Here is a 21,650-nt window from a genome sequence, read left to right on the forward strand (position 1 = left end):
CCGAGGGGCGCGATGGGGGGGCAGCCCCCCCTGGACCCAAGCAGCCGTTACGACGGCGCCTTGGTCTTGCGCAGATATGGGAAGATCGTCTCGAACTCGCCAAACTTCGCTTTGGCGTCTTCATTCGACACGGTGGGCGGGATAATCACATCCTCACCCGGAACCCAGTTTGCCGGGGTCGCTACGCCCTTCGCGCTCATCTGCAACCCGTCCAGCGCGCGCAGGATCTCGGCAAAGTTGCGGCCGACAGTCATCGGATAGGTCATGGACAGCTTCAGCTGCTTGTCCGGCCCGATGATAAAGACCGACCGCACCGTGGCGCTGTCGGCAGGTGTGCGGCCATCGGGCAGGTAGGCTTCGGCAGGCAGCATGTCAAAGGCCTTGGATACCGCCAGACCGTCATCGGCGATAATCGGGAAACCGGGGTTGGCATTGCCATAGGCCTCGATGTCCTTTTTCCATTTCTTGTGATCTTCCACACCGTCGACGGACACGCCGATCACTTTGGTGTTACGCGCAGCCCATTCATCGTTCAGCTGCGCCACAGCCGAGAATTCGGTGGTGCAGACCGGGGTAAAATCCTTGGGGTGCGAAAACAGGATGGCCCAGCTGTCGCCGATCCAATCGTGGAACTGAACAGTGCCCTGATCCGTTTCTGCAGTGAAATTCGGGACGGTATCGTTGATGCGCAAACCCATGGGGCATCTCCTTTCCTGTGAAAAAACCGAGTCGGTTGCCGTAAACCTAAACACTTTCCGCAATTGTTAAACCATATGCAGGGCAAAGCAGTCAGCAATTCGCAGAAATAATTTGATCAAATTATCTCTTGCCCGTATTTGGCGGCAATGACAGAGTGACGCCGAGCCCGAAGCCGGGGCAACAGGATCAGGAGGACAGGCCATGATCGAGAAACGCAATTTCTACATCAACGGACAGTGGGTCGCGCCGTCAGCGCCCCAGGATTTCAACGTCATCAACCCCTCGACCGAGGAACCATGCGCGGTGATTTCACTGGGCTCGCAGGCGGATACCGACGCTGCAGTTGCTGCTGCCAAGGCCGCTCTGCCGGGTTGGATGGCGACACCGGTGGCGCAGCGGATCGCAATGGTGGAAAAACTTGCAGATATCTACCAGACCCGCAGCGAAGATCTGGCGCAGGCAATGTCGCTTGAGATGGGTGCGCCCATCGACATGGCGCGCACCCAGCAATCGGGTGCAGGTATCTGGCACCTGAAGAACTTCATCCGGGCCGCCAAAGCCTTTGAGTTCGAGCGTCCGCTGGGCGACCACGCCCCAAATGACCGAATCATCTACGAGGCCGTCGGCGTGGCGGCCCTGATCACCCCGTGGAACTGGCCGATGAACCAGATCACGCTCAAGGTCGGTGCGGCGGCGATCGCAGGCTGCACCATGGTGCTGAAACCCTCGGAACAAAGCCCGCTGAACGCGATGATCTTTGCCGAGATGATGGACGAGGCAGGCTTTCCGCCCGGTGTGTTCAACCTCGTCAACGGTGATGGCGCCGGGGTCGGCTCGCAACTGTCTGCGCATCCGGATGTGGATATGGTCAGCTTCACCGGCTCGACCCGTGCTGGGACCGCAATTTCGAAAAGCGCGGCTGATACCTTGAAGAAAGTTCATCTGGAACTGGGCGGCAAGGGCGCCAATGTCGTCTTCGCCGACGCGGACGAAAAGGCGGTCAAGCGCGGCGTTCTGCACATGATGAACAACACGGGCCAAAGCTGCAACGCGCCCAGCCGAATGCTGGTGCAACGTCCGATTTATGATCAGGCGGTCGAAACGGCGGCCGAAGTGGCCGGTAAGGTCACTGTCGGCAGCGCCGCCGAAGAAGGTCGCCACATTGGCCCGGTCGTGAATGAGGTGCAGTGGACCAAGATTCAGGACCTGATCCAGAAAGGCATTGACGAAGGCGCACGCCTGGTCGCGGGCGGCACCGGTCGGCCTGAAGGTTTGAACAAGGGCTACTATGTTCGGCCCACAGTGTTTGCCGATGCCAACAACCAGATGACCATCGCCCGCGAGGAGATCTTTGGCCCGGTTCTGACCATGATCCCCTTCGACACCGAGGAAGAGGCCATCGGGATCGCCAATGACACGCCCTACGGCCTGACGAACTATGTCCAGACACAGGACGGTGCGCGCGCCAACCGGATGGCCCGCGCCCTGAGGTCCGGCATGGTTGAGATGAATGGCCAGTCCCGCAGTGCCGGCTCGCCCTTTGGCGGCATGAAGCAATCCGGCAATGGGCGCGAAGGCGGCGTCTGGGGGCTTGAGGATTTTCTGGAAGTCAAAGCCGTCGGCGGCTGGGCGGCAGAGTAACGCGCCACAACAAGTCAGATGCGCGGCACCCGAGGGTGCCTCGCTTACTGGGCGTCAGGCATCCGCCTGCGCGGCTTCGTATGCCAGCATCGCGCGTTTCACCGGCAACCCCCAGTGATAGCCACCCAACCCGCCGGATTTGCGCAGGGCGCGGTGGCAGGGGATCAGCCAGCTGACCGGGTTGCGGCCCACGGCTGTTCCCACGGCGCGCACGGCTTGTGGTGAACCGACCCGCTGCGCAATCTCGGAATAGGTCGTGACCTGACCCGACGGGATGTGCATCAGCGCTTCCCACACCTTGATCTGTAGAGGAGAGCCAAGCAGGTGCAGCGGCGTCTCGGCGCGGCTGGGCCCGAAGGCACCTTGCACCCAAGGGTTCAGGCGTTCGGAATTTTCCACAAACTCCGCATTCGGCCAGCGCGCGACCATGTCCTCCATCGCTGCTTCCCCGCCCGTCTCGGACGCAAACGCGATACCGCAGATGCCCTTTTCCGTTCCCATGACCAGAGCCGGGCCAAAGGGGCTTTCGAACCAGCCCCAGAAGATCGCCAGTCCTTCGCCTTTGCGGGCATATTCGCCGGGGCTCATGGATTCCCATTTGAGGAACAGATCGTGCAGGCGGCCACTGCCGGACAGGCCGACATTGTGCGCGGTTTCCAATGTGGTGAACCGTTCCCTCAGCAGCGCCTTGGCGTGGCCCAACGTCAGATATTGCTGGTAACGTTTCGGCGACACCCCGGTCCAGCGCGAGAACAACCGCTGAAAATGCGCGGGGCTCATATCCATCTGGCGAGCAAGCTCATCAAGGCTGAGCGCTTCGCCGCCCTGGTCGATCAGATCGATGGCCCGGCGCATGACGTTGTAGTGATAGCCGGTTTCTGGATTCTGGACGTTCATGTTGCACCTCTTCGCTTGCATTAACATTACCGCGCTCAGACAAATGCCGCGACCCGGAACCTGCGCATATTCTTGTCAACTGAGTTGACGAATCGTTTTGCACCCATCAAGATTGAGGGCATGGAACATTCGTTGGATCAGCTCTATCAGGCAGTTCAGGCCACCCGGCCCCTGCTGCGCAACATTACAGCCGCGGTTGAACGCGGCAGCAATCGCGAAGGCGTAACTGTTGGACAACGTGCGATCCTTGAGGGGTTATCCCTTTTCCCCGGAGCGACAGCCCCACAGTTGTGCATCGAGTTGCAGCTAAAACGGCAATACGTCGCCCGCATCCTGCAGGAAGTGATGAAGGCCGGTCTGGTCGACAGTCGCGCCAACCCCAAGCGCGCGCGTTCTTACTGCTATCGGCTGACACCTGCGGGCCAAGACATCATCACTGCGATCAGAACAGATGAAATGTCAAAACTGGCCAGTTTTTCCACAGACTTCTCTCCCGAAGAGCTTGCGAATTACCACAAGGTACAACTGGCGCTCACACGATTTTTTGCTGATCTGGCTGAGGAGGATTGAGATGCCGGTTCTTTGGATCATCGTCACTGGAAGTGTGATCGCGGTTCTCTATGTTCTCAATGAAATTCGCAGGATTGGAGTACCAACAACCGGACCGACAATTGATCTGGCCGCTCGCCCGGCAACGGCGCTGGTGGTGATCGACATGCAGACTGATTTCACCTCAATACCCGGATGGGATGCAGCCGAGTTGGATGGTGCCATTTCGAACATCAGAGACTCCGTCAGGCAGGCTCGCGAGACCGGAATGCCCGTGATCGCCATTCGGCACGTTTTCAAGGGCAGGCTGGCGAACCTTCTGAACGGCCGGTTCAATCAGGGGCGTGGCAATGAAGGGTCGGCCGGGATCGAGACCGATCCGCGCCTCGGGCTGGATGCGGATGCGGAATTTGTGAAATCCATAGGTGATGCCTTTTCCTCGAGTGCGTTTGAACAGTTTTTGGAAGACAATCGGATCGGAACACTGATCCTGACCGGCCTTGATGGTTGTCATTGCGTCAACAAGACGGCGCAGGGGGCGCTGAACCGGGGATATCAGGTTCGCATCGATCCAACTGCTGTTCTGGCGGCCAATCCAGCAAACTGGGCGAAGGTCAAGGAGCGGCTGGAGTCAAATGGGGCGGAGCTTCGAGGGCTATAGGCGTGAAACTCCGATTGCAGCCCCGACACTCGGCCATCCGTATTGCCAATTTCCCGCCTTTTTAATTGCGGGCAGCGATCCGGCAGGGCATACCGTGCTGGATGGCTAAACAACTCGACTACCACACGATCCGAGAGATCTTCACACGCTTTCAACAAGCCGACCCGGAACCCAAAGGCGAGTTGGAACATGTGAATGTCTACACCCTGGTCGTGGCGGTGGCGCTTTCGGCGCAGGCAACCGATGCGGGTGTCAACAAGGCCACGCGCGCGCTGTTCAAGATCGCAGATACACCGCAGAAGATGCTGGAGCTGGGCGAAGAGGGTCTGACCGAACACATCAAGACCATCGGTTTGTTTCGTCAGAAAGCCAAGAACGTCATCAAGCTGAGCCGAATTCTGGTCGAGGAATATGGCGGCGAAGTTCCCAACTCCCGTGCCGCGCTGCAATCGCTGCCGGGGGTGGGGCGCAAGACGGCCAATGTGGTGCTGAACATGTGGTGGCGGCAACCGGCGCAGGCGGTGGACACCCATATCTTTCGCGTTGGCAACCGAACCGGGATCTGCCCCGGCAAGGACGTGGACGCCGTCGAACGTGCCATCGAGGACAACATTCCGGCCGATTTCCAGCTGCACGCGCATCACTGGCTGATCCTGCACGGCCGCTATCATTGTAAAGCGCGCAAACCTCTGTGCGGAACCTGCATTATCCGCGATCTCTGTCAATTCGAGGACAAGAACCTATGAAAACCTACCAGCTTGTCGGCATCGGAAATGCCGTCGTTGACGTGATTTCCCAAGCCGATGACAGCTTTCTTGAGCTGATGGGCATCGAAAAAGGCATCATGCAACTGATCGAACGCGAGCGCGGCGAGGTGCTGTACGCCGCGATGGGCAGCCGGGTCCAGACGCCAGGTGGCTCGGTGGCCAATACCATCGCCGGTGCCGGAGCGCTTGGGCTGGACGCTGCCTTCATCGGTCGGGTGCATGACGACGCGCTTGGCCGGTTCTATGCCAACGCGATGAACGAAGACGGTGTGGATTTCGTGAACGCACCGGTCCCGGGTGGTGAACTGCCGACCTCTCGCTCAATGATCTTTGTCTCGCCCGATGGTGAACGGTCGATGAACACCTATCTGGGGATTTCCTCGGAACTGTCGTCCAAGGATGTTCCAGCCGACGTGGCAGGCAACAGCCAGATCATGTTTCTTGAGGGTTATCTGTTCGACAAGGAAAAGGGCAAGGCCGCGTTCCTTGAGGCCGCGCGCAATTGCCACAAAGGCGGCGGCAAGGCGGGTATCGCCATTTCCGATCCCTTCTGCGTTGAACGCCACCGGGTGGATTTCCTTCTGCTGATCGAGAACGAGCTGGATTTCGTGATCGGCAACGAGGCCGAGATCAAATCGCTGTTCGAAACTGACGACCTGGAAGAAGCGTTGGCCAAAACCGCCGAGATTTGCCGGCTGGTCGTATGCACCCGCTCGGGCGACGGTGTGACGATTCTGCACGAAGGACAGCGCATCGACGTTCCCGTTCAGAAGGTTGTACCGGTGGATGCGACCGGCGCGGGCGACCAGTTCGCCGCCGGGTTCCTGTTCGGCATGGCCACAGGCCGGGATTATGAGACCTGCGCCCGGATCGGCAACATCTGCGCCCGTGAAGTCATCAGCCATATCGGACCCAGGCCCGAGGCGGATCTGGTCGCGCTGTTGCGGGAAGAAGGATTGCTCTGACCCCTGCATGCATGCATTCCTGACCCGCCTGCCGGATCGGCTGGCGGGTTTTCATTTTCAGGATCGGCGGATCGGGCGCGGGTTTTTCTGCGTAGCCTTGCGCCGACGTGTCCTGATCGCTTGGAAAAAACTGTTTAACAACAGAAGGCATTTCTTCTTATCATTCAGCCGAAGCCCTTCGCTGCTCCCGGCGTTCTGGCACTGTTTGAAAAGCGAAACTTAATTTGGCACGTAAATGCGATAATTCCTTTCTGGGACCATTCTTTACCCGTTCCCGATCCGGATGTGCCCACAAGTCAGCGGCGTCCCGGGATTTGAATGTGAAGAACCTTTCGGTGGATTCAGCGCGTTGAGGCGGGGTCTGGTCGCACTTCTGGTGCTATGGGCCGCCGCAGCACACGCCGAACCGGACTGTGCCGAAAGCCCGGTGCGAAACGCGGTCGATCTGGTTGCCTTTGAAATCGGCGCGCTTGAATCGGACAAGGCATCGGACCTGTCTGCCGAAACACCCGGGACCGAAGTCACCGAGTCACGGCGACCGCAATTAAGGCCCTGCAAGTTCCGCAACATTTCCCTGGGACGCGAACGCATGCGCAATCGGGGTGCGGTGTGCAAAGACTGGACCATCCTGGGCGAAACGCTCAAGCAGATATCGGGGCCATACAGGGGGTGCAGGATCGCGAACCCGGTTCGTGTCCGAAAGATCTCGGATGTTGCGCTCAGTCAATTGGCGTTGATGGATTGCGAAACCGCGATCACGCTGAAGACCTGGATTGAAAACACGGCCAAGCCGGCATTCGCGGATCAGGGCGGCGGCCTGAAAGGAATGCGGCTTGCAGGCCACTACGCCTGTCGGACGCAGAACAACAGGCCGCGCGCGCGCCTGTCGGAACACGCCAGGGGCCGTGCCGTGGACATTTCTTCCTTTGTGCTCTGGGACGGCACCATCATCACGGTGGGCAACGGTTGGACAGATGAGGACAACAGCGACGTTTTGCGTGAACTGCACAAGGGTGCCTGTGGTCTGTTCGGAACAGTTCTCGGCCCAGATTCAGACCGGTTTCACAAAGGCCATTTTCATTTCGACACCGCCCGACGCGGCGGTGGGCCGTTGTGCCGGTAGGCGCAGGGCATGGTCATCACACAGTCAAGTCGGCTGACGGACGCCTGACTTAGAAAAGGTGTTCTTCAAAGGCCTCCAACACCCTTTGGTACACGTCCCGCTTGAACGGAACGATCTCGTCGACCAGGTGTGCGGGCTCCTGCCATTTCCAGCGGGTAAATTCCGGGTGTTCGGTCTGGATATCGATCTGATCGTCACGGCCTGTAAAGCGTAGCAGAAACCATTTCTGCTCCTGCCCGCGAAAGCGGCCCTTCCAGATTTTCGGAACGATGTCATGCGGCAGATCATAGGGCAGCCAGCCGTCGGTCTCGGCCACGATCTGAACCAGGTCCGCGGTCACGCCCGTCTCTTCCATCAGTTCGCGCAGGGCCGCATCGCGGGGGTCTTCGCCCTTGTCCACGCCACCTTGCGGCATTTGCCAGGCCTCGGCGTGGCGGTCGTTGCGCTGACCGACGAATATCCTGCCCTCGCCATTCATCAGCATCAGCCCGACGCAGGGACGATACGGCAGTCTGGCGATTTCTTCAGGTGTCATGTGCGGCCTCGTGAAAATGCTGTGTAGCGTCTGTAACAAGCGGCACGGCGAAGGCAAAGAGTATGACGTTAGGTTTCACGTGACAATGTTGACGCGAACGTCAATCTTTCAGCCGAGTTTACGAGGGAGAGTTCCGCCATGACCGCGTACCCAAACATGCTGGCCCCGCTGGATCTGGGCTTTACCACGCTGAAAAACCGCGTGTTGATGGGGTCGATGCACACGGGACTTGAGGAAACCGGCGACTGGAACCGGGTGGCCGAATTCTATGCCGACCGGGCGCGGGGCGGCGTGGCGCTGATGGTGACAGGCGGAATTGGCCCGAACCTTGAGGGATCGGTGCTGCCCGGGGCGGCGATGATGACCAACGAGACAGAAGTGGCGAACCATTCCATCGTGACCCAGCGCGTGCACGACGCGGGCGGCAAGATCGCCATGCAAATCCTGCATGCGGGACGGTATGCCTATGGCCCGAAATGTGTGGCCCCCAGCCCGGTCAAATCCCCGATCTCGCCGTTTCCCCCGCATGAGCTGGATGAAGAGGGTATCGAGAAGCAGATCAGCGACATCGTGACCGCCGCCGTTTTGGCGCAGAAAGCGGGCTATGACGGGGTCGAGATCATGGGGTCCGAGGGGTATTTCCTCAACCAGTTTCTTGTGACCCACACGAACAAGCGCACCGACCGCTGGGGCGGTTCCTACGAAAACCGGATGCGCCTGCCGATCGAGGTTGTGCGCCGCACGCGCGAGGCAGTGGGTGCCGAATTCATCATCATCTATCGCCTGTCGATGATTGACCTGATCCCCAACGGCTCGACCCATGACGAAGTTGTGCAACTGGCACAGGAGATCGAGAAGGCGGGGGCTACGATCCTGAATACCGGAATCGGCTGGCACGAAGCGCGAATTCCGACGATTGCCACCAGCGTCCCACGCGCAGCTTTTGCGTGGGTGACCAAAAAGCTGATGGGCAAGGTGTCGATCCCGGTGATCACCTCGAACCGGATCAACACACCCGACGTGGCCGAAGAAGTTCTGTCGACCGGTTGCGCCGACATGGTATCCTTGGCACGGCCAATGCTGGCGGATGCGGATTTCGTGAACAAGGCCATCGCTGGCGACGGCGCAAAGATCGCGCCCTGTATCGCCTGCAATCAGGCCTGTCTGGATCATACATTCAGCGGCAAGCTGACCACCTGCCTGGTCAACCCGCGTGCCTGCAATGAAACTGAGCTGGTGATTTCCCAGGCCGAGTCGCCAAAAACCGTTGCCATTGTTGGCGCAGGGCCTGCCGGACTGTCCACCGCGATGACCGCCGCCCAGCGTGGTCACGACGTGACGCTGTTCGACCGCGCCGCCGAAATCGGCGGCCAGCTGAACATGGCCAAGCAGGTTCCGGGGAAAGAAGAATTCTGGGGCCTCGTCGATTGGTACCGCACCATGATGAGCGATCTTGGCGTGAAGCTGGAACTGAACCGCGAGGTGAGGGCAGAGGACCTGACCGGATATGACGAAGTGGTGATTGCCACCGGCGTCACCCCGCGCGATCCGCAGATTCCGGGGCAGGATCGGGACAATGTCCTCAGCTATGTCGACGTATTGCGCAACAAGGCCAAGGTCGGGAAGTCCGTGGCCGTGATCGGCGCGGGCGGCATCGGGTTCGACGTGTCTGAGTATCTGGTCGAAGAGGGCCACAGCCCGACCACTGACCTGCCCGCTTGGATGAAGGAATGGGGTGTTACTGACCCGGCCAAGCACCGCTCGGGCCTTGCGCCGGAAGGGCCGCAACCCGAAGCGCCAAAACGTCAGGTCACGCTGCTGCAGCGCAAAAAACAGGCGCATGGCAAAGGTTTGGGCAAAACCACCGGCTGGATTCATCGCACGACACTGAAAATGAAGGACGTCAATTTCGTGGGCGGCGTGAACTATGAGCGTATCGATGATGAAGGCCTGCATGTCAGCTTTGGCGAAGAACGCGCCGACCCGACGGTGATTGCGGCGGACACGATCGTTCTGTGTTCCGGTCAGGTGTCCGAGCGCAGTCTGGCAGATGCGCTGATCGAACGCGGGATTACGCCACATGTCATCGGCGGCGCGGATGTTGCGGCCGAACTGGACGCCAAACGGGCAATCAATCAGGGCACGCGGCTGGCTGCGGCGTTCTAAGGAGACGACCCTTCGTTCGGCCTTTGTGGAAATTGGCCGCACACAGGTTTCGGTCTATATCTTAGGTGCTGCGCCCGTCTGCCGGGGCGCAGACCTGACCGGGTGCAACTGTGGAGAAGGCCATGGCAACGGGCGAAGACAATCGGCGCGGGTTTCTCACCGGCGCGGTCACTTTTATCGGGGCGATCTGGGCTGCAGGGCGCACCGCTGCCGCGCAACTGACGCCGAATGCGGCAGAGGGTCCGTTCTATCCCACAGAACCGATGCGCGCCGCCGATGCGGATAACGATCTGGTCAAAGTCGTCGGTCTGGTTCGGGAAGCCGGAGGTGAGGTGATCACCCTAAAAGGACGGATCTCAGACAAGGCCGGGCGTCCCCGGGCAGGATACCGGATCGAGATTTGGCAATGCGACGTGAATGGAAAATACATTCACCCCGGCGACAGGCGGAATGTGCAATACGACCGGGGGTTTCAGGGCTTTGGACACGACATCACGGACGCGCAGGGTCGCTATAGTTTCCGGACAATCAAGCCAGGCAGCTATCCGGGCCGGACGCCGCATATCCATGTCAAGGTTTTAGAAAGAGACCGCGAGGTTCTGACCACGCAGTTCTACGAGGCGGGAAACCCCGGCAATAAGCGGGATTCGCTCTATCGGCGTATGTCCCCGGCCGAGGCCCGCAACGTTTCGATGACATATGTCGAGGTCTCGGGCGGGATAGAAACGACAGTCAACATAGTTGTCTGACAGGAAACGTTGTCAGTATTGCATGGCTCTGCGCGCCAAAAATTTGCCCGCCGTGGTTAACGGTGATTACCGCAAAGTTCGGTGTAAGGCGTTACTCCACCGTAATCGTAATCACCTCGGACACAATCGGCGTCGCATGCGGTACGTGGCCCGCATCGCCCAAAACCAGTTGCAGCGTGTGTTCGCCCGGCTCAAGGTCCAGCGTTACCTGGGTCTGGCCGCCACCGAAATGCAGGTGATTGTCGTCTGCGGGCAGGCCATAGGACAGCTCGTCCGCTCCATCCTCGCCCTCACCCAATGGCGGGCGATCGATCAGCAGGTGGTGATGGCCGGTGTTTTCCTTTTCCGTCCCCGCAGGGGCAACCCCCATGCCGCTGAGGCCAAACACCACCGTGACCGGCGACTGGACGGTGTCACCATCCGCGAGATTGACAAAATAGACCCGGGCGTCGGGGTTTGACGGCGTTTCACCCTGGGCCAACGCAAGCGAAGCGGACAGGCAAAGCGCGGCAACACCAATAAATGTTTTCATGATTCCCTCCCTGGACACAAATTTGCCATTCTCAACATAGCACGATTGGGCAATTGCCCCCTGATTTGCTGACAATGCACGTCCTGTAGCGCGCATGGAAACCACTGTTTCAGCGTTTCCCATGTGCAAACGATCCGAATCAAATCCCAGATATTATCCCATGTCTGCCCCGTTTCCGCCCAAGTTCAGGGCCATGGTCAGGCAAAGAACCAAGACCTGGGGTACGCGAATGGACCGATTGACCGAAATGGAAGCCTTTTCCAATGTAGTGGATCAGGGCGGCTTTACAGATGCGGCCAAAAAGATGGGCATCTCCAAATCGGCTGTCTCCAAGCATGTATCGAGCCTTGAGGCACGATTGGGTGCTAGACTGCTGAACCGGACAACGCGCCGCGTTTCGCCCACCGAGATCGGGCTGGCATATTATGATCGTGCCCGCCGGGTGCTGAATGACGCAGGCGAAGCGGACGCGCTGGTGACATCGATGCAGTCCGCCCCGTCGGGTCTGCTGCGGATCAGCGTGGCCACGGATTTTGGTGTGAATCACCTGTCGCCTGTGTTGTCCGGCTTTTTGTCGGCCTATCCCGACATCACCGTGAACATGGTGCTGAACAACCGGTACGTGGAGCTGATCTCAGAGGGGTTCGACGTCGCAGTGCGAATCGGAGAGCTGGAAGACAGCACGCTACGCGCGCGCAAGCTGACCGAAACCGTCAAACGGATGGTTGCGGCCCCCAGCTATATCGAGAAATACGGACGCCCGCAGAAGATTGACGATCTGAACGAACACAAGCTTCTGCACTATTCCAGCCAGTCATCCGGCAATGTCTGGAAACTGACTGCACCCTCGGGCGAAAAGCGGCAGGTTCGCACCGCCGGATGGCTGAGCGTCAATGACGGCCAATCCCTGCTGAACGCCGCCATCTCAGGGTTGGGTATCGCCTATCTGCCCAGCTATCTTTATGCCGACGCGATGAAGTCCGGCGCGGTGCAGGACGCGATGCCGTCCCTGCCGGATGAGGTACAGGGCGTCTATGCCGTCTACCCGCCCGGCCGCTTCACGCAGCCCAAGGTACGAGCATTCATTGATTTTCTCGCTGATTCATTCAGCGACAAGGGTCCGATGGACTGGTAAATTCTCCCCGTGGAAACTGAACGGCCCGCACGCCTTTTGTGCGGGCCTTTTTTTGTCCCAGCCTAGGCAGGACTGTTAGGTACCTAATTGATCAGCAAAACCGCCTCGACCCGGCGATTTAGATCACGGCCTTCCGGCGTTGCATTCGAGGTGATCGGTGCCAGATATCCAACCCCTTCCGCCTCGATCCGGTCCGGCGCGACGCCATGTGCCTCGATCAGGCGGGTACGGACCGACTGGGCGCGTTTTGTGCTGACCGAGATGTTGGCTTGCAGGTCGCCGGTGTCATCGGTGTTGCCCACAAGCGCCAAGCGCAGGTCGGGATTGTCGCCCAGAAACCCCGCCAGCAGCGCCAACGAGGCAAACGGACCCTCACCCAAATCAACTTCCCCTGTGTTGAAATGCAGGTCGTCCAGAATGACATGCCCATTCTGCTGCAAGTCCGCCAGCAGGCCACCTTCGGTTTCGACGGTTTCCTCGACCACGACCGGGGGCGGCGCGGTTTCCGCCACGGGTGTAACACGGATCATCTGCACGTACCCGTCGGGCGGATTGCGGCTGACCAGAAGGCTCAGCACTTCCTGATCCCGCGAGGCGGACAGAAAACGATAATCCTGAATGGCGACATACATATCAGGCGTCGGTACCACTTCGATGCCAAAGCGGAAATCGAAACCGCCACAGGCGCGGGCCTCACATTCGAACCCAATATCAAAGCCCTGCGCGACAAGCTGATCCCTGAGCGGGGCCAGAATCTGCAAGGTCGTGCTGGATCCGGCCTGAAGCTTCCAGGTAAAGCGTTCGACCCGCCCCTCGACCTCGCGTGTCGGGACTGCGCCATCGGCGAACGGACCGGTCGGCAGCGCGTAACTGTCCAGCGGGCTGGTACGGTCGCTGATCTGACGGGCACCGGTTGGCATCGTCAGGTCCTGCGCCGCTGCCGGAGCGGCCAGCATCAACAGGCAAAGGGCAACGCGGCGGATCATCTGAACTGGGCGTGATATTCGTCGTTCGGGACCATACCCGTGGCGCTGGCCACCCGGTTCGACATGTTGAAAAAGCCGGTCACGTTGGCGATGTCCCAGATATCACGATCCGAGAAACCAACGTCACGCAGCCGCTGGCGGTCGGTTTCCTCGATCTCAGCGCTGGCTGTCGTCATTCTGGCGGCGAAATCCAGCATCGCACGCTGCTTGTCGTCCAACGGCGCCACGCGGTAGTTCATCACCAGCATCTCGCCCAGCTGCGGGTTGCCGGACAATTGCCGGACGGCTGCGCCATGGGCCACAAGGCAATAGAAACACTTGTTGATGGACGAGACCACAACCGCGATCATCTCGCGTTCCAGCTTGGTCAGCCCGCTGTCTGCCAGCATCAGATCGTTGTACATCGCGGTGAACGCGTTCAGCTTGTCGATATCAAACGCATTGGCCTTCAGCACGTTTGGCACCATGCCCAGCTTTTCGACGCAGATGTCGAAATACTTCTGTGTCTCGGGCGGCAGCGGGTCGACCATGGGCAGGTTCAGCGCTGTGGGCATGTCTTGATCGGGCACGGCTGTCTTTCTCCTCAGGCCAGCTGGCGGTAGTGATACTCTCCGGCGATCTCCATCCCAAGAGAGTGATAGAGACGATTGGCGCCGGTATTTGCCTTGGTGCAGATCACGCTAAAGGTATGGGCGCCGTTGTCCAGCGCCCAAAAGGCCGCGGCGCGCATGGCCCATTGTCCCAGACCCTGTCGGCGATGTGCGGGCAGGATTTCCAACGCATGCATCATGGCAACCCCTTCATGTACCGCCACAAATCCAACCCCCGCCGGTTGGTCCTTGCGCCGCAGAAGCAGGCCGGTCTTCGGGCCATCCGCCCGATCCATGACGGCCAGACGTTGCGGCCCGATACCGGCCGTCGCCCAAATCTCGCACATGATCGCAAGCGGTTTCCAGATGGTAAAAACAGTCACGCGCGGCACCGGCACGTCCGTCAGGTGCCCGACCGGGCAGGCATAGATGTTGACCGGATCAAGCACCGTGTAGCCGCGTCCGGCAAGCTGGGCATCCAGCGCGTCGTTCCCCGGACGCAGACAGAAGAGGCGTTTCTGCCCCAGTTCCACCATAGCTTTCTCGGCCGCATCAATATCGGCTTCGGTCGCGGAAGAAGTCGCACTGGCGGCGGACACCCGAGAGCCGCCACCCTGCCCTTGCCGCAGCCGGAACGGCCCGATTGTTTCGTAGGCGGCGGCCGGCCATGTGCCATCCACTACGGCCTCCCAGTTGACGCTCAAAGCTGAAGCTCTTTCGCGAGGCGGGTGGTTGCGGCGTCGATGCGGGCACCATCGGTGCCGCGCACAACGACATTGGCACCAAAGACCCCGTTGATCTGGAACGGGTAGCAGCCGATGGTCAGATCGGAAAACTCCTCGGCCAGCGACGCCAGGGTTTGCGCGATATCCCCTTCACCGCGGTCAATGCGCAGGGTCTGCGACAACAACGGGCTGCCGCCGGTCAGCGTGGGCAGAACACTGGCCACCATGGCCTGAAAGACGGAGGGCACCCCAGCCATCACATGCACGTTTTCGATGGAGAAACCGGGCGCCGTCGAAACCGGGTTTTCGATCAGTGCGGCACCGTCCGGAATGCGCGCCATGCGCAGACGGGCAGCGTTCAGGTCCAGCCCCGACTTGTCGTAATGCGCCTCGAGCAGGGCGCGCGCGTCGGCGCGAATGTCAATTGGGGTGTCAAACGCGCGGGCGATGCAATCGGCGGTGATATCGTCATGGGTCGGGCCGATGCCACCGCTGGTGAAGACATGATCGTGCGCATCGGACAGCGCCCTGACCGCCGCCTCGATGGTCGGTGCCTCATCTGAAACGATGCGGACCTCTTTCAGGTCGATGCCGTGCTTGGTCAGCTCCTGTGCAAGATAGTGCATATTGGCGTCGCGGGTGCGGCCGGACAGGATTTCATCCCCGATCACCAGCATTGCGGCGGTTGGATTGGCCATGTGCGCTCCCCTCTTGATCGACCGTTTGGGCAGGTATAGGCCGTGAGACATGCGATTTGAAACCCCTCTTGTCCCCGCCCGCCTGATCCGCCGATACAAACGCTTCTTGGCCGACTGCACGTTTGAGGACGGGCGCGAGGTTACAGCCCATTGCGCCAACCCCGGCTCGATGATGGGACTGGCCGAACCGGGTGAGCAAATCTGGCTGGAGCCCAATGACGATCCGAAGAAAAAGCTGAAATACGGCTGGCGGCTAGTCGATCACGAAAACGGACATTTCACCGGGGTCGATACATCGGTTCCGAATAAAGCCCTGCGCGCAGCACTGAACGCCGGTGAAATCCCGGAACTGGCGGCATATGAAACCATCCGAGCCGAGGTGAAATACGGCCAGAACAGCCGCATCGATTTCCTTCTGACCGGGCCTAGCCTGCCGGACGCCTATGTCGAGGTCAAAAGCGTCACCCTGTCCCGCCAGCCCGGTCTGGCCGAGTTCCCAGACAGCGTCACCGCGCGCGGCACCAAACATCTGGGCGAGCTGGCGGCGATGGCCACACAAGGACACCGCGCCATTATGCTTTATCTGGTGCAGCGCACCGATTGCGACCGGTTTGCGCTGGCCGACGATATCGACCCCGCCTATGCGGCCGCCTTCGAGGCCGCGCAGGCGCAGGGCGTCGAGCGGCTGGTTTACGGAACGCGGATTTCGCCGGAAGGTGTTTGGGTAAACCCGAGACCCATTCCCACCTAAAGACGCCTTGCACGGCGCAGGCGTTTCGTTTCAACCCAGATTTGGATCACCACGCAGATACCGACGGGTTACCTGCGTTTCCTGACAAGGTGGAGTTCATGGGTCTCCTTGAATTTGGGCCTCTTACTTCACGGCGTCTTGAGCCTCTTCGTACACCTCCGGCCAAAGCTCCGCATCCAGTCGCTTCACAAATGGCGCCAAGTGATCCGCCACCTCGCGCCAACGCCCGACCGACGACGTGCTGACGGGCCGGCGGACCTGAAGGCTGCTGGCGGTTTTGACCGCGTCCGATGAGGATTGCGGCGTCAGCATGCTTTCTTCGAACGACAGGTCGCAAACTTGGGCAAGCTCGGCTGCCGCGTCCTGCAGATTGTTGACCAGATACTCGTACCGGATGTCGTGAATACGGCCCGGCAGTTCCTTGTGCCAGTGCTGCATGTAGCGGCGGTAACGGTTGGCCTCGGCCGCCATCCATTTGAAGTCATGCGTGAAATACATCCCCTGCGCGCCGAAATTCTCGCGCCACATCGACAGGGCGACGTCCCTTGGATCGCGCTGGACGTTCAGGATCAGCGCATTGGGAAAGGCCTGTGCAATCGCGCCGAGATAGGCGTAGTTGCCCGGCATCTTGTCCACAAAGGCCGCGGCGTCCCGGTTCAGCTCGGGCAGGCGCTCGACATAGTAATCCGCCAGTGGTTGCGCCTGTGAATGCAGGCTTTCCTCTTTCATCACCCAGAACTGAACGGTGGCAAGCTCTCCCAGCCCCTGTACCTGTGAATGTGCCGACAGGATACGCTCGACCAGAGTTGTGCCCGATCTGGCAAGGCCGACAACGAAGATCGGTCGGGGAATGTCGGTTCGCGGGTCCGAAGATTCCTTCGGCAAAGGCGCAGCAAGACGGTCGCGGCATTCCTTCTCGCGGCTCTCCTCCAGACTTTCCAAACCGTCGCGCCGCAGTTCGTGCGCCTCGTCCAGATGATGCATCTCCTGCGCCAGGTCCTTGTCCAGACGCGCAAGGCTTGCGGCAGCGAAGTGAATCAGCGAGGCACTTTCACGGTTGGCGATCGGCCCCTCGCCGAGGAATTTTGAGACCTGAGCCTGCAAGGCAGGCAGATCGTCCTGCTTCAGGCCCGGCAGCTTGCAAATGAACTCCAGTGTTTCCGGATGACCGGGCGCCAAGGCAAGCGCTAGACGTGCGTGTTTCAGGGCTTCGTCCAGCCGACCGACCCCGGCCAGAGCCTTGGACAGTCGCAATTGCCCGTACTGAAATTTGGGATGCTGTCTGACAAGCGCCGTCAGGAGCCCGACCGCATCATCCCAGCGGCGCAATTCGTCCAGAATGTCGGCTTTCAGGCACTGCGCCTCGAGATTGCCGGGCTGGCGCTTCAGCACCAGATCAACGGCTTCCAACGCCTTTTGTTCCTTCTGCTCTCGCAGAAACGCCATCGCGCGAATGAACTGCTGGGGTGGCGTCAGGGGTGCGCGTGTGCCGATTTTGTCAATGAACGCTAGCGCCTTGCCAGCGTCGCCACCCTGAACAAGGCTCATGCCGTAATTCTGGATCAAATCCGCGTTTCCGGGTTCCAGCCGCCATGCCCGTTCGAAATAAGTCTGGGCCAGAGGGAATTTGCCCTGCTGGATCGCACACAGACCGGCAAGTCTTGGTAATGCCGACACGTTCGGCCATTTCTTGGCCGCCTTGGTTGCCCGTTTGAAAGCCCGATCGGCCCGGCCTTTCCTGAGCAGATCGCTGATGCTGGCGATTTCGGCCCTCAGCTGATCAGCTTTTTGCATTGCCATGCCTTTCTGTCATTTGCGCAAACCCGGCGGCTTTTGCCATGTGCTATTTCATTCTACCCGCAGGGTCTACCAGAGATGAGGCAACCCTCCGACTGCAGGTGCTACCCTGCACCCTCTGGTACTTTCTGCGCAAGCAGCGTAAAAGGAATGCTGCGCGACACATTTGGAGCTTAGCGTCGATGAAAGAGCATCGTGGCCGTCTGACCAAGGACGGCATCCGCATTTATGAACAGGGTGACTTTGCCGGGATGCATGCGGCAGGGGCGCTGGCGGCGCGGATTCTCGACGACATTGCCGACCATGTTTTTCCGGGCCAGACCACGGGCGCGATTGACGGTCTCATCACGCAGATGGTCGAAGATGCGGGCGCGACTTCGGCTACTATCGGTTACAAGGGCTATCAGCACGCAAGCTGCATCAGCGTGAACCACGTGGTCTGCCACGGCATCCCCGGCGACAAAAAGCTGAAAGACGGCGATATCCTCAATGTCGACGTCACCGTCATTGTTGATGGCTGGTTCGGCGACACGTCGCGCATGTTTGTTGCGGGTAAACTGCCGCGCAAGGCGGAACGGCTGATCCAGGTAACCCATGACGCATTGTTCAAGGGCATCGAAATGGTCAAGCCCGGCAATACGTTCGGCGATATCGGCCATGCCATTCAGACCTATGTCGAGGCCCATCGGATGAGCGTTGTCCGCGATTTCTGCGGCCACGGTCTGGGCCGGGTCTTCCACGCCCCGCCGAACGTGCTGCATTACGGTCGCCCGGGTACCGGAGCCAAACTGGAAGAAGGGATGTTCTTTACCATCGAGCCGATGGTGAACCTGGGCCGCCCCGAAACCAAGACACTGGCCGATGATTGGACCGCCGTGACCCGCGACAAGTCGCTGTCGGCGCAATTCGAGCATTCGGTAGGGGTGACTTCGGACGGGGTCGAGATCTTTACCCTGTCACCGGGCGGAAAGTTCCACCCGACCTATTCTTCCTGATCGGCAGCCTGCTCGCGCAGCAGTTTCAGCAGCATCGTCTCGTCACCCCACGGGGTGATGGCGTCGTGGATAAACACGGGCGCGCGACGCGGTTTTGGCGGCGGGCCGGTCGTTGTGTCGGTATCGGATGTGATCGTCCAGAACGGAGACGGTAAGGCGCGGTCCATATCAGGGATGGTAGCACGCCCGGCTCAAATTCCCAAAAGCTGCGGGGCGTCGGCCATGTCGTGAAACACCTCGGCCCCCAGTTGCGCCAGAGATGCCCCGTCATCATGGGCGGCAAACCCCAGGCACCGCATTCCGGCACGAATGGCGGCAGTGACGCCATTCACACTGTCTTCGATCACCACCGGGGACATCGAACCGAAACGTTCAGCGGCGGCCAGAAACATATCCGGCTCGGGTTTGCCAGTTCCCAGCACATGGGCGGAAAACATCACATCGCTGAACCGGTCCCACAGCCCATTCTGGCCCAATGTGATCCGCATCTTGTCCGGGCTTCCATTGGACGCGACACAGAACGAAATGCCCTTCTGATCCAAAAGCGTCAGCAGGCTTTGCACACCTGCCACCAACGGCACGCTCGCTCGCAGCTTTTCGTATGTTTCCGCATAAACCTGATCGGTCCAGTCCTCGGGCAGGTCCGCGCCCAAAGCCCGCGCTTTGTCCCGGACACCTGCCATGGTTCCACCCACGAACAGAGACATACACTCCGGCAGTGACAGGCTCAGCCCATATCGCGCCAGATTTTCCATCAAGACCCGGTTCGAGATGACCTCACTATCAACCAGAACTCCGTCGCAATCGAATATGACCAGATCGTGCATGGGGTCCTCCGCCTTTTTCGGTTGAGCTAGCCGAGGATCGACCAGCCTGCAAATCTGGGCTCGGCGTCACTCCGCGCAGGCCGTTTCAATCTGAAACGCCACGCTGCATCAATGAGATATGGGTGTCGCCGTATTTCCGTGCATCCAGCAGGCTGAACCCCTCAGGTACAACCATGGCAGAGTTTTCTTCCCAGACCAGAACCGCGTGGTCGCTGATCCAGCCGCCGGTCAGGGCAGCGGCGATTGCCTTCTGGCCCAGCGCCTTTCCGTAAGGCGGATCCAGAAAGATCAGATCACAGGGCGCGCCGGGGTTTTCCCCCAGTCGGGTCGCATCGCGGCGGATCAGGTTGGTGCGGTCGGCACTGCGGGTCAGGTCGATATTGCGTCGGATCAGCCCCTGCGCCACGCGCCCGTCATCGACAAAGGTCACATGAGATGCTCCGCGTGACAGCGCCTCGAGCCCCAATGCGCCTGTGCCCGCGAACAGGTCCAGCACCCGCAGGCCGTCAAATTCGATCTTGTGGGCCAGAACGTTGAACAGGCTTTCGCGGACCCGGTCCGTGGTGGGGCGCAAATGCGCGCCTGCGTCCCCCTTGCCGACCGGGGCCAGCGCGCGGCCCCGGAAGTCTCCGGCGATGATCCTCACGCCTTGAGCAGCGGTTTCAGGTCCGCGTCGGGGTCGGCCACAGTCGCCGGATCCGCCGTCTTGCCCATTTCGATCAGGCGCTTGCCGACCATGTAGGCGCGCGGGTCGTTCATCGCATCAACGGCAATCAACCGATCCCCGCTGTAATACCAGAACGACACCGTCTGACCCTCGCCCTTTCGGGTCACAACGCGGTCATAACCGGTGTTCAGCCCCGCGATTTGCAGTTTCACATCGTACTGGTCTGACCAGAACCACGGCGTTGCAACATAGTCCTTTGCAGCGCCCAGCATGTTCTGGGCCACGATTTCAGCCTGATCGATGGCATTGGGAACGCTTTCCAGGCGGATACGATCGCCCTTGTGCGGGAAGGACGCGCAGTCGCCCGCCGCCCAGATCGACGGGTCCGAGGTGCGGCCATGGGCGTCGGTTTTGATGCCATTGTCCAGTTCCAAGCCTGCCATTTCAGCCAGTTGGGTCGAGGGGGAGATACCAACGCCGACCACCACGAAATCAACCGCAAGCTCGGTGCCGTCGGTCAGTACCGCGCCGGTGACCTTGCCGTTGTCGCCAACCAGACGGTCCAGCCCGACGCCTTCGCGGATGTCGGCGCCATATTCACTGTGCAGGGCGCGGAAATAGTCGCTGGTCTCGCGGGCAGCGACCCGTTGCAGGATGCGGTCGGCCATCTCGACCAGCGTCACCTTGACTCCGCGCTTCGCGCAGACCGCCGCAGCCTCAAGGCCAATGTAACCGCCGCCCACGATCAACGCGCGTGCGCCGTCTGTCACACGGGGCTCCATCTCGTCGATATGGGCCAGATCACGCACCACGTGCACGCCGTCCAGATCCCCGCCTATGGATGCGGGCAGGCGGCGCGGGTCCGATCCGGTGGTCAGTGCCAGCTCGTCGTAAGGAATGACCTCATCGCCCAGAGTAACGGTTTTTGCGTTTGGGTCGATGGCGGAGACACGCTGGCCGAGACGCAGGGTGATATTGTTCTCGGCATAGAAGCTTTCGGGTCGCAGGAACAGGCGTTCCAGCTCCATCTCACCCAACAGGTAGGCTTTGGACAATGGCGGGCGCTGGTAGGGCAGATGCGGCTCGGCCCCGATCAGGGTAATGTCCCCCTCAAACCCGTCCTTGCGCAGTCTGGCAACAAGCGAAGATCCGGCCTGACCGGCACCAATCACGACAATATGGCTCATGTTCCTCC

The 21,650-nt window shown here is 60.2% G+C and carries 24 protein-coding genes; 11 read left to right on the forward strand and 13 right to left on the reverse strand.

The genetic code is table 11. The annotated features are described in order from the left end of the window. Positions 1-47: 47 nt before the first annotated feature. Positions 48-698, reverse strand: coding sequence for a peroxiredoxin (locus AC2FIR_RS14605; RefSeq protein WP_170613045.1), 651 nt, complete (start codon positions 696-698; stop codon positions 48-50). Positions 699-900: 202 nt separating this feature from the next. Here AC2FIR_RS14605 and AC2FIR_RS14610 point away from each other — a divergent pair, with 202 nt between their 5' ends. After that, positions 901-2,340, forward strand: a complete 1,440-nt coding sequence (locus tag AC2FIR_RS14610) for an aldehyde dehydrogenase family protein (RefSeq protein WP_170619085.1) — start codon at positions 901-903, stop codon at positions 2,338-2,340. A gap of 54 nt (positions 2,341-2,394) precedes the next feature. Here AC2FIR_RS14610 and AC2FIR_RS14615 read toward each other — a convergent pair whose 3' ends face one another. After that, complete coding sequence (locus AC2FIR_RS14615; RefSeq protein WP_170679880.1) at positions 2,395-3,237, reverse strand: bifunctional helix-turn-helix domain-containing protein/methylated-DNA--[protein]-cysteine S-methyltransferase; 843 nt, start codon at positions 3,235-3,237, stop codon at positions 2,395-2,397. A gap of 120 nt (positions 3,238-3,357) precedes the next feature. Between AC2FIR_RS14615 and AC2FIR_RS14620 the strand changes: the two genes are divergently transcribed. The 5 genes from AC2FIR_RS14620 to AC2FIR_RS14640 all read left to right on the forward strand — a co-directional run bounded on the left by AC2FIR_RS14620 (position 3,358) and on the right by AC2FIR_RS14640 (position 7,302). Next, positions 3,358-3,807, forward strand: coding sequence for a MarR family winged helix-turn-helix transcriptional regulator (locus AC2FIR_RS14620; protein ID WP_496746871.1), 450 nt, complete (start codon positions 3,358-3,360; stop codon positions 3,805-3,807). A gap of 1 nt (position 3,808) precedes the next feature. Continuing rightward, on the forward strand, positions 3,809-4,447 hold the full coding sequence (locus tag AC2FIR_RS14625) for a cysteine hydrolase family protein (RefSeq protein WP_496746872.1): 639 nt from the start codon (positions 3,809-3,811) through the stop codon (positions 4,445-4,447). Between the two features lie 101 nt (positions 4,448-4,548). Next, positions 4,549-5,193, forward strand: a complete 645-nt coding sequence (gene nth / locus AC2FIR_RS14630) for an endonuclease III (RefSeq protein WP_170613035.1) — start codon at positions 4,549-4,551, stop codon at positions 5,191-5,193. Continuing rightward, entirely contained in the window at positions 5,190-6,179 is a 990-nt protein-coding gene (locus tag AC2FIR_RS14635) for an adenosine kinase (RefSeq protein ID WP_170679888.1), read from the forward strand. Before nth ends, AC2FIR_RS14635 begins: the two co-directional genes overlap by 4 nt. Before the next feature lie 349 nt (positions 6,180-6,528). Beyond that, positions 6,529-7,302, forward strand: coding sequence for an extensin-like domain-containing protein (locus AC2FIR_RS14640; protein ID WP_496762606.1), 774 nt, complete (start codon positions 6,529-6,531; stop codon positions 7,300-7,302). Between the two features lie 49 nt (positions 7,303-7,351). On the opposite strand, the gene AC2FIR_RS14645 is transcribed toward AC2FIR_RS14640, so the two are convergent. Then, complete coding sequence (locus AC2FIR_RS14645; RefSeq protein ID WP_170613028.1) at positions 7,352-7,837, reverse strand: RNA pyrophosphohydrolase; 486 nt, start codon at positions 7,835-7,837, stop codon at positions 7,352-7,354. Between the two features lie 138 nt (positions 7,838-7,975). Between AC2FIR_RS14645 and AC2FIR_RS14650 the strand changes: the two genes are divergently transcribed. Continuing rightward, positions 7,976-10,003, forward strand: coding sequence for an FAD-dependent oxidoreductase (locus tag AC2FIR_RS14650; RefSeq protein ID WP_480912018.1), 2,028 nt, complete (start codon positions 7,976-7,978; stop codon positions 10,001-10,003). A 122-nt stretch (positions 10,004-10,125) separates the two neighbouring features. Continuing rightward, positions 10,126-10,752 (forward strand): dioxygenase family protein, encoded by a 627-nt coding sequence (locus tag AC2FIR_RS14655; RefSeq protein WP_321249789.1) that lies wholly within the window; start codon positions 10,126-10,128, stop codon positions 10,750-10,752. Positions 10,753-10,843: 91 nt separating this feature from the next. Here AC2FIR_RS14655 and AC2FIR_RS14660 read toward each other — a convergent pair whose 3' ends face one another. After that, positions 10,844-11,284 (reverse strand): DUF4399 domain-containing protein, encoded by a 441-nt coding sequence (locus tag AC2FIR_RS14660; RefSeq protein WP_321249790.1) that lies wholly within the window; start codon positions 11,282-11,284, stop codon positions 10,844-10,846. 229 nt (positions 11,285-11,513) lie between these two features. Here AC2FIR_RS14660 and AC2FIR_RS14665 point away from each other — a divergent pair, with 229 nt between their 5' ends. Continuing rightward, positions 11,514-12,419, forward strand: a complete 906-nt coding sequence (locus AC2FIR_RS14665) for a LysR family transcriptional regulator (protein WP_170679902.1) — start codon at positions 11,514-11,516, stop codon at positions 12,417-12,419. Between the two features lie 83 nt (positions 12,420-12,502). Here the strand turns inward: AC2FIR_RS14665 and AC2FIR_RS14670 are convergent, their stop codons facing one another. From AC2FIR_RS14670 to AC2FIR_RS14685, 4 genes are read right to left on the reverse strand one after another with little or no spacing between them, the layout of a single operon-like run. Further along, positions 12,503-13,405: an OmpA family protein gene (locus AC2FIR_RS14670; protein WP_496746876.1), complete on the reverse strand. Its 903-nt coding sequence runs from the start codon at positions 13,403-13,405 to the stop codon at positions 12,503-12,505. After that, the gene (locus AC2FIR_RS14675) at positions 13,402-13,974 is read right to left on the reverse strand and encodes a peroxidase-related enzyme (protein ID WP_480536559.1); all 573 of its coding nucleotides are present in this window, start codon (positions 13,972-13,974) and stop codon (positions 13,402-13,404) included. The genes AC2FIR_RS14670 and AC2FIR_RS14675 overlap by 4 nt, the downstream gene beginning before the upstream one ends. A 14-nt stretch (positions 13,975-13,988) precedes the next feature. Further along, positions 13,989-14,699, reverse strand: coding sequence for a GNAT family N-acetyltransferase (locus AC2FIR_RS14680; RefSeq protein WP_496746878.1), 711 nt, complete (start codon positions 14,697-14,699; stop codon positions 13,989-13,991). Further along, positions 14,696-15,418, reverse strand: a complete 723-nt coding sequence (locus AC2FIR_RS14685; RefSeq protein ID WP_496746879.1) for a competence/damage-inducible protein A — start codon at positions 15,416-15,418, stop codon at positions 14,696-14,698. The genes AC2FIR_RS14680 and AC2FIR_RS14685 overlap by 4 nt, the downstream gene beginning before the upstream one ends. Before the next feature lie 49 nt (positions 15,419-15,467). Between AC2FIR_RS14685 and sfsA the strand changes: the two genes are divergently transcribed. Then, complete coding sequence (gene sfsA / locus AC2FIR_RS14690) at positions 15,468-16,169, forward strand: DNA/RNA nuclease SfsA (RefSeq protein ID WP_496746880.1); 702 nt, start codon at positions 15,468-15,470, stop codon at positions 16,167-16,169. A gap of 123 nt (positions 16,170-16,292) precedes the next feature. On the opposite strand, the gene AC2FIR_RS14695 is transcribed toward sfsA, so the two are convergent. Beyond that, the gene (locus AC2FIR_RS14695) at positions 16,293-17,969 is read right to left on the reverse strand and encodes a tetratricopeptide repeat-containing sulfotransferase family protein (RefSeq protein ID WP_496746882.1); all 1,677 of its coding nucleotides are present in this window, start codon (positions 17,967-17,969) and stop codon (positions 16,293-16,295) included. Between the two features lie 179 nt (positions 17,970-18,148). On the opposite strand from AC2FIR_RS14695, the gene map reads away from it, so the two are divergent. Then, on the forward strand, positions 18,149-18,961 hold the full coding sequence (gene map / locus AC2FIR_RS14700) for a type I methionyl aminopeptidase (protein ID WP_496746883.1): 813 nt from the start codon (positions 18,149-18,151) through the stop codon (positions 18,959-18,961). On the opposite strand, the gene AC2FIR_RS14705 is transcribed toward map, so the two are convergent. The 4 genes from AC2FIR_RS14705 to AC2FIR_RS14720 form a co-directional block, all read right to left on the reverse strand. Then, positions 18,949-19,128, reverse strand: coding sequence for a hypothetical protein (locus AC2FIR_RS14705; protein ID WP_170613006.1), 180 nt, complete (start codon positions 19,126-19,128; stop codon positions 18,949-18,951). The two genes, map and AC2FIR_RS14705, sit on opposite strands and share 13 nt — an antisense overlap. A gap of 24 nt (positions 19,129-19,152) precedes the next feature. Continuing rightward, positions 19,153-19,788 carry an HAD family hydrolase gene (locus AC2FIR_RS14710; RefSeq protein WP_496746885.1) on the reverse strand — a complete coding sequence of 212 codons (636 nt, stop codon included), beginning with the start codon at positions 19,786-19,788 and terminating at the stop codon, positions 19,153-19,155. A gap of 85 nt (positions 19,789-19,873) precedes the next feature. Further along, a complete protein-coding gene (rsmD, locus tag AC2FIR_RS14715) occupies positions 19,874-20,434 on the reverse strand; it encodes a 16S rRNA (guanine(966)-N(2))-methyltransferase RsmD (protein WP_170679920.1) in 561 nt (186 codons plus the stop codon). Continuing rightward, the gene (locus AC2FIR_RS14720) at positions 20,431-21,642 is read right to left on the reverse strand and encodes an FAD-dependent oxidoreductase (RefSeq protein ID WP_170807027.1); all 1,212 of its coding nucleotides are present in this window, start codon (positions 21,640-21,642) and stop codon (positions 20,431-20,433) included. The genes rsmD and AC2FIR_RS14720 overlap by 4 nt, the downstream gene beginning before the upstream one ends. Positions 21,643-21,650 lie beyond the last annotated feature (8 nt).

The organism is Ruegeria sp. CDSB136 (assembly GCF_059610965.1).